This is a genomic window from Blastomonas sp. RAC04 (genome assembly GCF_001713435.1).
In the GTDB taxonomy this organism is placed as follows: Bacteria; Pseudomonadota; Alphaproteobacteria; order Sphingomonadales; family Sphingomonadaceae; genus Blastomonas; species Blastomonas fulva.
Window position 1 is genome coordinate 1,602,592 of the sequence record NZ_CP016460.1, and the last position, 12,768, is coordinate 1,615,359.

The 12,768-nt window shown below is 65.7% G+C and carries 9 protein-coding genes; 6 read left to right on the forward strand and 3 right to left on the reverse strand.

Features of this window, described 5'->3' with window-relative positions:
- The first annotated feature begins 29 nt into the window (after nucleotides 1-29).
- The 4 genes from BSY18_RS08540 to BSY18_RS08555 all read left to right on the forward strand — a co-directional run bounded on the left by BSY18_RS08540 (nucleotide 30) and on the right by BSY18_RS08555 (nucleotide 6,609).
- Entirely contained in the window at nucleotides 30-1,520 is a 1,491-nt protein-coding gene (locus BSY18_RS08540) for an MATE family efflux transporter (RefSeq protein WP_069050309.1), read from the forward strand.
- 72 nt (nucleotides 1,521-1,592) lie between these two features.
- Complete coding sequence (locus BSY18_RS08545; RefSeq protein WP_054134668.1) at nucleotides 1,593-2,588, forward strand: glycosyltransferase; 996 nt, start codon at nucleotides 1,593-1,595, stop codon at nucleotides 2,586-2,588.
- A gap of 176 nt (nucleotides 2,589-2,764) precedes the next feature.
- Complete coding sequence (locus BSY18_RS08550) at nucleotides 2,765-3,874, forward strand: cell wall hydrolase (RefSeq protein WP_236823491.1); 1,110 nt, start codon at nucleotides 2,765-2,767, stop codon at nucleotides 3,872-3,874.
- Between the two features lie 461 nt (nucleotides 3,875-4,335).
- Nucleotides 4,336-6,609, forward strand: coding sequence for an EAL domain-containing protein (locus BSY18_RS08555; RefSeq protein WP_069050310.1), 2,274 nt, complete (start codon nucleotides 4,336-4,338; stop codon nucleotides 6,607-6,609).
- A gap of 24 nt (nucleotides 6,610-6,633) precedes the next feature.
- On the opposite strand, the gene fsa is transcribed toward BSY18_RS08555, so the two are convergent.
- A complete protein-coding gene (fsa, locus tag BSY18_RS08560) occupies nucleotides 6,634-7,287 on the reverse strand; it encodes a fructose-6-phosphate aldolase (protein ID WP_054134670.1) in 654 nt (217 codons plus the stop codon).
- 172 nt (nucleotides 7,288-7,459) lie between these two features.
- Here fsa and BSY18_RS08565 point away from each other — a divergent pair, with 172 nt between their 5' ends.
- Both BSY18_RS08565 and BSY18_RS08570 read left to right on the forward strand, forming a co-directional pair.
- Nucleotides 7,460-9,625: a primosomal protein N' gene (locus BSY18_RS08565; protein WP_069050311.1), complete on the forward strand. Its 2,166-nt coding sequence runs from the start codon at nucleotides 7,460-7,462 to the stop codon at nucleotides 9,623-9,625.
- 33 nt (nucleotides 9,626-9,658) lie between these two features.
- Nucleotides 9,659-11,197 carry a S1C family serine protease gene (locus BSY18_RS08570; protein WP_171900193.1) on the forward strand — a complete coding sequence of 513 codons (1,539 nt, stop codon included), beginning with the start codon at nucleotides 9,659-9,661 and terminating at the stop codon, nucleotides 11,195-11,197.
- A 16-nt stretch (nucleotides 11,198-11,213) separates the two neighbouring features.
- Here BSY18_RS08570 and BSY18_RS08575 read toward each other — a convergent pair whose 3' ends face one another.
- Together BSY18_RS08575 and BSY18_RS08580 are read right to left on the reverse strand one after the other, a co-directional pair.
- Nucleotides 11,214-12,248 (reverse strand): bifunctional transcriptional activator/DNA repair enzyme AdaA, encoded by a 1,035-nt coding sequence (locus BSY18_RS08575; protein ID WP_054134672.1) that lies wholly within the window; start codon nucleotides 12,246-12,248, stop codon nucleotides 11,214-11,216.
- Nucleotides 12,245-12,709, reverse strand: coding sequence for a DUF1203 domain-containing protein (locus tag BSY18_RS08580; RefSeq protein WP_069050313.1), 465 nt, complete (start codon nucleotides 12,707-12,709; stop codon nucleotides 12,245-12,247). Before BSY18_RS08580 ends, BSY18_RS08575 begins: the two co-directional genes overlap by 4 nt.
- Nucleotides 12,710-12,768: the final 59 nt, after the last annotated feature.

Consider the following 12,768-nt stretch of genomic DNA (forward strand, 5'->3'; position numbering starts at 1 on the left):
AACCGAAACGGTCTTTTGCATCGGCAGCAATGCCCTATATGCAAGAAGCCCCGGCGCCATCCCGCGCCGCATTCGCAACCGGACGACCCGCCATTTCCGATTCCACTGCATCGTCCGCCGATCTGACCCCTGCCCCATCGGGCAGCAGCGGCCCATCGCCCACGCGCGCGCCAACGTCCGCACGGTCGGTCGGCACCGGCAAGTTCCTCACCGGGAGCCTGATGCGGCACGTCGCCGTGATGACGCTCACCTCCAGCATCGGCCTGCTTGCGCTGTTCCTGGTCGATTTCGCCGATCTGTTTTTCATCTCGCAGCTGGGCGACCCGTCGCTGACCGCGGGGATCGGCTTTGCCAGCACTTTGCTGTTCCTCAATTCCTCGCTCAATATCGGGCTGATGATCACAATCAGCGCGCTCGCTGCCCGCCGCATCGGCATGGGCCGCAGCGAAACCACGCGTGCGCTGCTGGGCGAGGTGCTGATGCTGGGCGTTGCCATGGCGGCGCTGATCGCATTGGTGTTCTGGATCTTCGCGCCGCAATGGGTCGAGATGATGGGGGCGACCGGCAGAGCCAGGGATGCCGCGGTCAGCTATATCCGCATCGTTGCCCCGTTTGGGCCGATCACTGTGGTGGGCATGGTCTGTTCGGGGTTGCTGCGCGCCTATGGCGATGCCCGCCGCGCGATGAACACCACGCTGGCGATGGCGGCAGGCAACGCGATCTTCGATCCGCTGCTGATGTTCGGCCTGGGCTGGGGCTTTGTCGGCGCCGCCTGGGCGACCGTAATCTCGATCCTGCTGATGGCGGTGACCGGCATCGTGCCGATCCTGCGGCATTATGGCGGCTTTGCCATGCCGACGCGCGAAAGCTTCGCTGCCAATCTGGTGGATATCCGCAAGATCATGGTGCCTGCCGTGCTGACCAATCTGGCGACCCCGGTCGGCGGGATCATCGCCTTTCGCCTGATCGCGGAATATGGCGAGGCATCGGTGGCCAGCTATGCGGTGATCGGCCGGATCATCCCGCTGGCTTTCTGCCTGCTGTTCTCGCTCTCCGGATCGATCGGCCCGATCATCGGCCAGAATTACGGCGCGGGCCAGCTCGACAGGGTGCGCGGCACAATCGATCGCGCGGTGCTGTTCGCCGCAGGCTTCACGCTCCTGATCTGGCCTGCGCTGATCCTGGGCAGCGATGGCATCGGCTGGGTGTTCGATCTGCCCGCAGGTGGCATGGACCTGATCCACGCCTTTGCGTGGATCGTGGTGCCGTTGTTCTTTTTCAACGGGCTGCTGTTCATCTCCAACGCCAGCTTCAACAATCTGGACCGCGCCAACTGGTCGAGCTGGACCAACTGGGGCCGCAACACGCTGGGCGTGTTGCCTTTCGCGATGGTGGGTAGTGCCGTCGCCGGAGCACCGGGCGTGCTGATCGGACAGGCGATCGGCGGGGTGCTGTTCGGGCTGGGCGGCTATTGGCTGGTCCGACACCGGCTGGCGCAGCTCGAGAAAAATATAGGTTAACCCATTTTGCGTGCAGGGGACTTCACGTTATTTAGGCGCCCAACCCAACGGATTAACGATTACAGTCACGCCATGAACAAGACCGACACGCCTGTCATTTCCGTGCTGATGAGCGTGTACAACGCCGAGCGCTATGTTGCCGAGGCGATCCAGAGCATCCTTGGCCAGACCGAGGGGCGCTTTGAATTCCTGATCGTCAACGACGGCTCGAGCGACGCTTCTGCCTCGATTCTTGATCGCTACGCCGCGCAGGATTCGCGCATCCGGGTGATCCATCAGGAAAACCGCGGCCTGATCGCCAGCCTCAACCTGCTGCTCGAAGAGGCACGCGCGTCGCTGGTGGCACGGATGGACAGCGACGACGTCTCGCGGCCAGAACGCTTTGCTGTGCAGCTCGCCGAAATGGCTGCAAGACCCGAGATCGCGGTGCTGGGCACCAACACCGACGAACTTGACGCAGACGGCGCCTACTTTCCGTGCAGCGATTTCCATCCCGAGCAGCCCGAAGACATTCGCGAGCGGCTGATGGTCGCCAGCGGCATCTGCCATCCTTCGGTGATGATGCGCCGCGATGTTATCCGCGCGCTGGGCGGATACCGCGCGGCATTCCGCCATTGCGAGGACTACGACCTGTGGCTGCGCGTCAGCGAGCATCATGACATGATGAACCTGCGCGACCGGCTGTTCCTCTATCGTCGCTCGCCCGATCAGGTGAGCGAAAAGCACATCCTGGTGCAGGCGATCGGCGCGGCCTGCGCCCGCTACGCAGCGCAGCAGCGCCGCGCCGGGCGGCCCGATCCGTTCGAGGGCGCGACCTCCCTGCCCTCGCTCGACACCATCGATGCGGTGCTGGGCACCCAGGGGGTCGGGGCACGCATGCGCCTTGAAGTGATCGATAGCGTCAAATATTCGCGCGACGCGATGACCAGCGGCGGGCTGGAACTGATGCAGGCGCATCTGCGCGAGGGCGGCACCAAGCACGGCTTCTGGCGCACTGCCGGACGGCTGGTCAAGCTGGGGATGATCCCGCAGGCGCTGACCCTGTCCTACGACCTTGTCCGCTACTGAAAGCGCCGGTCCGAACCTGGCTTTTCCGCGTGTTTCCGAATTGTTAATTCCTGTCACATCGGCTGTCCCGTCCAGAGACAGCGCAAATTGCCCGCAGATTTGGTAACCGATTTGCGCTAGGCGGCATGCTCAGGGCTTTCCTCCCACCACCGCTTGTCAGGATTCGCGTCTCCATCATGTCTCGTGCCCCCACCGGAATGAAGCGTTTCAGCGCCGCGATGGGATTGCGCGAGTGGGTGGCATGGCTGGCGCTGGCATTGGTGCTGTCGCTGGGCGCCTCGCAGATCGTTCGTGCACAGCGCGGCGAGGATGACACGGCCGCCCCGCGATATCAGCCACGCGAGGGATTGCCGTTCGAGCATTCGGGCGAAAACTTCCCGGGCTCTGCGTTCTACTATCTCGACGATGCCGGATCGCTGGTCCAGCCGTCGCTTGCCGTGCTCAGCGGTGACGTTGCCGATGGGCTTTCGGGTGGCGAATTCGTGCGCGGCGTGGTGCTGCGTGGATCCCCGGTCGATCAGGGCCGCGCACTGCAGTGCCTCACCGCCGCCATCTATTACGAAGCCGCGATGGAGCCCGACGCCGGGCAGCAGGCGGTTGCACAGGTCGTGCTCAACCGGATGATGCACCCCAGCTACCCCGACACCGTCTGCGGCGTGGTCTATCAGGGATCCGAACGTGCAACCGGCTGCCAGTTCAGCTTCAGCTGCGATGGTGCCATGGCGCGCGTACCCAGCCAGGTCTATTGGGCGCGCGCGCGCCGGGTCGCGGAACGTGCGCTGTCGGGCTATGTCTATCGCCCGGTCGGCACCGCGACGCATTACCACACCACCGAAGTTTCGCCCTATTGGGCGCCCAGTCTTGACTTCATCGGCACCATCGGCGCGCACCGTTTCTATCGCTGGAAGGGCGCCGCCGGACGCAGCATGGCCTTTGTCCGGTCGCATCTGGGCGCGGAACCCTTCCCCGGCCCCAAGCCGCGCAGCACGCTGATCCTGGCGAGCGCAGTCGATCCGCTCGACCCGCTGGTGCTGGCCAAGGCCTATGAGGCCGCGCGCCTGAAGGCCGAGGCCGACAACGCCGTGACGCTGGAGGCCCAGCGTCTGGGCCGTGCAGCACCCGCCACCGCGCCGTCGCTGAACGCGGTGCAGGCTCCGGCTTACGCCCCCGACGTCGTCCGGCGCGGCGGCGATGCTGTGTTCCGCGGATCCAACCTGCCCGACAACAGCCAGATCCGCCCGGAATACCGCAACAGCGGCCAGTGGATCCGCCAGCCGGGCACCTGAACGTCATGGCCCAGCCGCCGCCAATTAGACGCGGCGTGCATGCTTTACGCATTAAGCATATCAGCCAACCGGTTTTGCCAAAGCCGGATTAGGCTTTCTGCGTCTAATGTCGGTAATCGATAGATTAACTGCACCTGGCAAATGTGCCAAATCGGGACTTCCGCTTCGCCAGCGGAGCTTCGATAGCAGCACAAGGTTGCGAGGCGCGCATCTTCGAAGGAGAGAAAATATAATTTTTTCAAAACGGTAGTGACGCTGCCCCACCCCCCCCGATAAACGGAGCGGGGACGGAAGGGCCACCGACTGCACCTGCGAAAACCCCTTGGAATTGGGGGATCGCGATACCCTCGGAACGAGGCAAATTTGCAGTTTGGTAACCCTCTGCGCGGTATTACGGTTTACGAGGAAGTAACCACATGCAACCAGTCGTCACTCGTAACAGCAGGAACACGGCACGTCCGATGCGCATTTTGCTCATCTGGTCGCTCGTGTCCGCATTGCTGTTCGGGCTGGCCGAGTTCGGCGAGCCCGTCGACGACATGTTCCGCGCGATCCGCAACAAGGCGCGCGATCACGACGCCACCGGCCAGATCGCCGTGGTCGGCATCGACAGCCGCGCCCAGCAGCAGATCGGCGACTGGCCATGGTCGGCCCAGCGCTATGCCGACATGATCGACCGCCTGTCGCAGGCCGGCGCACGCCGGGTGTTCTTCGATTTTCCGATTAACGTCGCCGCCAACGATCCGCAGCTGCCGCAGCTTGTCGATGCCATGGCGAGCATGAACGGCCATGTGTATATCGCCGCCAACTTCGCGCCGGAAGCTGCCGACAACAGCGGCGAGCAGCTGCTACCGCCGGCAGCGCTGCGTGCCGTTGCTGGATTGGTGAACACCAACATCCGTACCAACGGGTTCAACGTCGCCTGGCACATGCCCTACAGCAACAAGGTCGGCAACCAGAACATCCCTTCGATCGCGTCCGCCATTTCGGGCGTGACCGGCAAGCCCGGCGAGGCATTCCCGATCGACTATGCCGTCCGCCTGAAATCGCTGCCCTATGTCAGCGCGGGCGAAGTTCTGGACAGACGCGCCAGCCTCGACCAGCTGCGCGGGCGCGATGTCATCATCGGCACCAATGCCACCGGGATCGGCAACCGCTATGCAGTTCCGGGCCAGGGCCCGTCGGCGAGCGTGTTCGTCACCGCGCTTGCTGCCGAGACGCTGCTTGATGGAGCGCCGGTGACCTATGGCTGGTGGGTGCCATTCCTGGTCGCGTTCCTGACATCGGCGCTGCTGATGCGGGTATCGCGCACCCAGCTGGTGCTGGGGATGATCGCAACGCTGCCAGTGTGCGCCGTGGGCCTTCCGCTGCTGCTCGAAAGCCTGGGCCGCTACGCCGACATCATGCCCGCGCTTGTCCTGATGCTGGGTGCGATGGGCCACCATGCCTGGAAGCTGCACCGCCAGACTTTCGACGAGCGCGGCATGGTCAACGAGGTCTCGGGCCAGCCCAACCTCAATGCGCTGCGCGCTGCCGGGCTCGACAGCCAGGATGGCCTGATCGCCGCGCGGATCCACAACTACGCCGAAGCCGCCACCGCGCTGCCTTCGGCCGCGGAGAAGGAGCTGGTCGACCAGATCATCATGCGGCTGACGCTCGGCAACGGCGGCTGCAAGGTCTATCAGGGCGACGAAGGCATCTTCATGTGGCTGATGCCTGCGGCCGGCATCAACAATGTCGGTGACCAGCTCGCGGGACTGAGCGCGATCTTCCGCAGCCCGGCCAATGTCTCGGGCCGGCTGATCGATCTCAACATCGCCTTCGGGGTCGATGCCGATCCGGGCCGCACCATACAGAGCCGCATGTCGAGCGCGCTGCTCGCCTGCCAGGAAGCGCAGAATGCGGGCGAGCACTGGCGCGTCTATGATCCGACCAAGCTGGAGGCCACCGAATGGCGCGTCTCGATGCTAGGCGAACTCGACGCGGCGATCGACAATGGTGAAGTCTGGGTCGCGTTCCAGCCCAAGCTCGACCTGCTGTCAGGCGAAATCTGCGGCGCCGAAGCATTGGTGCGGTGGACGCATCCCGAAAAAGGCCCGATCAACCCCGAAGAGTTCATCACCGCGGCCGAGCGTCATGACCGGATCGAGAAGCTCACCGACCACGTGCTCAACCGCGCGGTGCAGGTTGCCGCCAAGCTGAACAGCAACGGCCAGCGCTTCGACATGGCGGTCAATCTCTCGCCGCGGCTGATCGGCCATGCCAATCTCAAGCCGATGGTCATCCAGACGTTGCGCCGCCATGGCCTTCCCGCCGAGCGGCTGATCCTGGAGATCACCGAAACCGCCGCCATGTCCAGCGCCGATGCCGCGATGCAGGAGCTGAAAGACCTGCGCAGCCTGGGTCTGCAGCTGTCGATCGACGATTATGGCACGGGCTTTTCGACGCTCGATTATCTCAAGCGTTGCCCCGCGACCGAGCTCAAGATCGACCGCAGCTTCGTCAAGATGCTGGTCACCAGCCGCTCGGACCGCATCATGGTCAACTCGACGATCGAGCTGGCGCATTCGCTGGGCGAGGAAGTGGTGGCCGAAGGCGTCGAGGACAGCGAAACGCTGCAGCTGCTCGCGCAGATGGGCTGCGACAAGGCACAGGGCTATCTGATCGGACGGCCGATGCCGTACGAAGCGCTGATCGACTATCTGGCGAGCTACAGCCCGGCCAAGGCGGCCTGATCCAGGCCGCCGGGGGGAGCTGGCTCAGCCGATCGACTGGCCGGTCTTGGCCCAATCGGCCATGAAGCCTTCTATGCCCTTGTCGGTCAGCACATGCTTGAACAGGCTGCGAATCACCGAGGGCGGCATGGTGGCGACATCGGCGCCGATGCGGGCGGATTCGAGCACATGGATCGGGTGGCGGATCGAGGCGACGAGGATTTCGGTCTCGAAAGCATAGTTGTCATAGATCAGCCGGATGTCCTCGATGAGCGCCATGCCGTCGAAGCCGTTGTCGTCGTGACGGCCGACAAAGGGCGAGATGAAGGTCGCGCCGGCCTTCGCCGCGAGCAGCGCCTGGTTGGCCGAGAAGCACAAGGTGACGTTGACCATGGTGCCATCGTCGGTCAGCTTTTTGCAGGTCTTCAGGCCGTCGAGCGTCAGCGGCACCTTGATCGCGACATTGTCGGCGATCTTGCGCAGGATCTCGGCCTCTTTCATCATCGTTTCATGGTCGAGCGCGACGACCTCTGCCGACACCGGACCTTCGACCAGCGCGCAGATTTCCCTGGTCACCTCGAGGAAATCTCGGCCTGACTTGGCGATCAGCGAGGGGTTGGTGGTAACGCCATCGAGCAGTCCGGTGGCGGCCAGATCGGCGATATCGGCGGTGTCTGCGGTGTCGACGAAGAATTTCATGGCGGCGGGCTCCGGATGGCTGGATGGGGTGCGATTCGTGACGCCGCTATAGCGCGGGGAGCCGATGGGGTTAACCGAATAAGGGCGCGCGCTCTCCCCTCCCGCTTGCGGGAAGGGAGAAAGTTGGCCGCAGCTATACGCACGCTGCTTCACCGCCTATGCAGACCCCACCATGAATCGCGTTCGGGTCCTCCTCTTCAACTCAGCCATCGGTCCGCTCGACTATAGCGTGCCTGCGGGCATGGAGCTGCCAGCCGGATCGGTGGTGCAGGTGCCGCTCGGGCCGCGGCGGATCGACGGGATCGTATGGGACGCAGGCGCGCTCGATGCAACCGAGGTCGAGGCCAGCCGGCTGCGCCCGGTCGCGGCCCGGCACGACATCCCGCCCCTGTCCGCGCCGCTTCGCCGCCTGATCGACTGGACCGCCGATTATTACCTCGCCCCGCCCGCCGCCGTCGCGCGGATGGCGCTGCCCGGCGGATCGCTGCTGGGCCCGGGCCGCGCGATCACCGAATACCGGCTGAACGGGTCGGTGCCCGTGCGCATGACCCCGCAACGGCAGAAGGCGTATGACGCGCTGGAAGGCGCGCAGGCAACTGTGCGCGAGCTGGCGGCACTGGCCGAGGTGTCCGAAGGTGTGATCCGCTCATTGGTGCAATCGGGCGCGTTCGAAGCGGTCGAGGTGCCCGTCGATCGCCCCTATCCGCGCCCCGACCCCGATCATATCACGCCCGTGCTCAACGACGAGCAACGCGAGGCCGCGACGAGGCTGGCGCAGGCGGTGGCAGCAGCGGAACCCACGCCGTTCCTGCTCGACGGGGTGACCGGATCGGGCAAGACCGAGGTCTATTTCGAGGCGGTGGCGCAGGCGCTGCGGCAGGGCAAGCAGACGCTGCTGCTGCTCCCTGAGATCGCGCTGACCCAGCCGTTCCTCACCCGGATCGAAAAGCGCTTCGGTACCACCCCGGTCGCGTGGCATTCTGGGCTCAAGCAGACCGAGCGGCGGCGCGCATGGAACGCGATCATCACCGGCGACGCGCGGATCATCGTCGGCGCGCGCTCCGCCCTGTTCCTGCCCTATGCCAACCTGGGCGTGATCATCGTCGACGAGGCGCACGAGACCAGCTTCAAGCAGGAAGACGGCGTGCGCTACAATGCGCGCGATGTCGCGGTGATGCGCGGGCGGTTCGAAGGCTGCCCGGTGGTGCTGTCGAGCGCCACCCCTGCACTCGAAAGCCGGGTGATGGCCGAAGCGGGGCGTTATGAGGCGCTCACCCTCACCCACCGCTATGGCGGCGCGCAGCTGCCGCGAATCGCGCTGATCGACCTTACCGAAAACCCGCCGCCGCGCGGCCAGTGGATCGCGCCGCCGCTGATCGAGGCGATGCGCGAACGATTGGAGCGTGGCGAGCAGACGTTGCTGTTTCTCAACCGGCGCGGCTATGCACCGCTGACCTTGTGCCGGAACTGCGGGCACCGGTTCAAATGCCCCAACTGCAGTGCGTGGATGGTCGATCATCGGCTATCGGGGCGGCTTGCCTGCCACCATTGCGGCCATGCCGAACCTTCGCCCAGCGCCTGCCCCGAATGCGGCGAGAGTGACTGCCTGGTTGCCTGCGGTCCGGGAGTCGAGCGGATCGCCGACGAGGTCGCTGCGGTCTTCCCCCAGGCGCGCCGCGCGATCGTGACATCGGACACCATCTGGTCGCCCGAAAAGGCGGCCGAATTCGTCGCGGCGGTCGAGGCGCGCGCGATCGACATCATCATCGGCACCCAGCTGGTGACCAAGGGATACCACTTCCCCGACCTGACGCTGGTAGGCGTGATCGATGCCGATATCGGGCTTGAGGGGGGTGACCTGCGCGCAGGCGAGCGCACCTTCCAGCAGATCGCGCAGGTTTCGGGCCGCGCGGGTCGCGCCGCCAAGCCCGGCGAGGTGTTCCTGCAGACCCGCCACCCCGATGCGCCGGTGATCGATGCGCTGGTGCAGGGTGACCGCGAGGCGTTCTACGCCGCTGAAACCCAGGCGCGGCGCGATGCCAATGTGCCCCCGTTCGGGCGGCTGGCGGCGATCATCATCTCGTCCGAGGACCATGACGAGGCGCGCGATGCCGCGCGCCAGACCGGGGCGAGTGCGCCCGAACTCGATGGCTTTGCGGTCTATGGCCCTGCGCCAGCCCCGCTGTCGCTGCTGCGCGGGCGCCACCGCTTCCGGCTGCTGGTCCACGCCCGGCGCAATGTCGAGATGCAGCGGATCATCCGGCAATGGCTGGACCCGATGCGCTGGCCGCCAGGGGTGCGCGTCGCGGTCGATGTCGATCCCTATAGCTTTGTCTGACACGACCGTTATGAGATGGGCCCCATGAACCCGATGCGCCTTTTCGCCCTCGTCATCGCGGCTTGCGCGGCCCTGCTGGCGGCACCGCTTTCCGCCGATCCCAACGATATCCAGGCCGCCAGCCGCTCTGTCGTGCGCGTGGTGCTGGTCGCCGAAGAGGATGGCGAAACCTTCTATGTCGGCCATGGCAGCGGCTTTGCCGTGGCGCCCGACAAGATCATCACCAACGCGCATCTGGTCGCCCCGATGCGCGAGGATGCGTCGATCCGCATCGGCATCATCCCGTCCGAAGGCACCACCACGTATGGCGGCAAGCTGGTTGCGCTGTCGGTGCGCAACGATCTGGCGCTGATCGAGGTCGAAAAGGGTCGCCTGCCCAGCCTGCCGCTGCTCGCCACCCCGCTCGACGATGGCGCGCAGGTGATGGCGATCGGCTATCCTGCCGCGGTTGATCGCGCCCAGGGGCTCGATGCGCGCGAAACCGTTGCGCCGATGGCCCCGGTCAAGACCCCCGGCGTCATCTCGGGCGGACGCACGACGCGCGATTTCGATACCATCCTGCACACCGCCGCGCTCGCCAAGGGCAACAGCGGCGGGCCGCTGGTCGACCTGTGCGGCCGCGTTGCAGGCGTCAACAGCTTCGGCTCGCTGTCCGATGGAAACGATGCCGAATATGGCTTTGCGGTCTCCAACCGCGAACTGTTCACCTTCCTGCGCTCGGCCAAGGTGGACTACCGCCTTGCCGATACGCCCTGCCGTTCGGTCGCAGAACTTTCCGCCGAGGAACGCGAGCGCGCCGAGCAGGCGGAACAGGCCGCGCGCGCGCGCCAACTGGCCGAGAAGGCCGAGCGGCGCGATCTCGAAGAGAACGCGCTGCGCGAGGCCGAACATGCGATCATCGCCGCGCGCGAAAACCATGTCGCGTTCGTCGCGCTGATGCTGGTGCTCGCCGGCATGGCGGGCGGCGCGACCTTCGTGCTGCACGAACGCGGTGACCTGGAAAGGCGCAAGATCGCTGTCGGCATCGGCGGCGCCTTCGTGCTGGCAGCCGCGCTCGGCCTGGTGCTGCGCCCTGGCTTCGACGGCGCCGAGGACATGGCGATCGCCGCGCTCAAGGCCAAGGGCGTCAAGCCAGGTGCCGCGACCGGGTCTGCCGATGGCCAATATGTCTGCCGGATCGTGCCCGAACGCAGCCGCATCACCGGCACCAGCCCGCAGCCTGTGGAAATCGGCTGGACCACCACGGGCTGCGTCAACGACCGTACCCAATATGGCCGCGACACCGATGGCTGGACCCGCGTGTTCGTGCCCAACGAGGAGCAGGCGGTATCGATCAACCGGTTCGATCCCGAAACCCGCGAATTCCGCACCGAGAATTTCCAGCTGGGGCTGAGCGCGATGCAGACCGCGCGCAAGATCCGCGCGCGCTATTCGAACAACGCCTGCACCACCAATGCCGATGCGATGGCCGATCTGGAGGACATGCAAAAGGCGCTGCGCCAGGCGCTGCCCCCGCAGCCCAACGAGATCCTGGTCTACAGCTGCAGCGCCAAGGCTCCGGCGGCCAAGTGAACCGGCCCGGTGAGCGTCAGTCCGATTCGCGCTTGAGCAGCTCGGTCTTGATCTCAAGGCCATAGGCATAGCCGCCCAGCGTGCCATCGGTGCGCAGCGCGCGGTGGCACGGGATCAGCACCGCAACCGGATTGGCCCCGCAGGCAGACCCAACCGCGCGCACTGCCTTGGGCTTGCCGATACTCGCTGCGATCTGGGCATAGCTGCGAGTCTCGCCCGCCGGGATTTCGGACAGCGCCTTCCAAACCGCCTCCTGAAACGCGGTGCCCCGCACATCGAGCGGGATGGCAGCGCCGGTTGCAGGGGCTTCGACCTCGGCGATCACTCCGGCGAGTATCGTCGCGGCGTCCGTGTCCGCCTTGTGCAGCGTGGCTGCAGGAAAGCGTGCGGCGAGCGCTTCGGGCCCCTCGTTGAACGACAGGCGGCACACGCCCCTGTCGGTCCATGCCACCAGCAACAGACCAAGGCTGGTCGGGCTTTGCGTCCAGTGGATATCGACGCCCGCACCCTTGTTCTTCCATACCGAAGGATCCATGCCGATCCGTCCTTTCATCGATCCGTAAAAGCGCGATGGCGCGCTGAAGCCTGCCTCGTAGATCGCATCGACCACGCGGGGCTCGCGGCTGAGCGCCTCGCGCGCGCGTTCCTCGCGCAATGCGCGGGCATAAGCGGCGGGCGACAGGCCGGTGTGGCGGGTGAACACGCGCTGGAAATGCGCCGGCGAATAGCCGCATTCTGCCGCCAGCGCCGCCAGCGCCAGCGGTTCCTCGCTTGCCTGGATCGCCTTGATCGCGCTGAGCACGGCAACCTCGTCGCGTGCGACATCGTCGGGCAGGCAGCGCTTGCAGGCGCGCAAGCCCGCCGCGCGCGCCGCCGCGCCATCGGCAAAGAAGCGCACATTGCCCCGCGCCGGATGCCGCGCCGCGCAGGACGGGCGGCAATAGATCCCGGTGGTCAGCACCCCGGTGACGAAGCGGCCGTCGAACCCGCGGTCGCGGCGCAGTACCGCGTCCCACGCGGCGATGTCGTCGATCGTGTCATCCATCGTCATGCCCTGTCGACCTGCGCCACGAAGCAGCCATGCGCCGCATTGTGCGCGTGGATATAGGCGATCGCGGGATTGTCGAACAGGCCCCGGATCGCTGCATCGGCCTGCCCGGGCGCTGCAAGGCGCGCGTCGCGAAGCATGCCCTTTGCATCGAACGCTCGAAGCCCCAGCGCCCGGCCCCGCATCACCGGCGGCAGGCTGTCGCGATAGTCCGCTGCAGCGCCGACATCGCGCACATAAATGGCGTAGGCGCTGCGATAGGGCGTGGGTGCATCATAGCTGACATGGTGCAGCAGGATCACGGTTTCGCCGATAGCGGCATCCTCGAGGCTGATCCGGCAGGGAAAGCCTGGATGCGAGGTCACCTCCACCCGCATGGCATTGCGGGCAGCAAGGTCGGCATCGGACAGGGTGAACAGATCGGAAAAGGACGACGGCGCAAGGCCGGTAATCGCGTAGCTCATGGACCAACTCCTTGATGGGGTTGTCCGATAGTTATCGGGCGGGCCCGAGCGATGCGTCC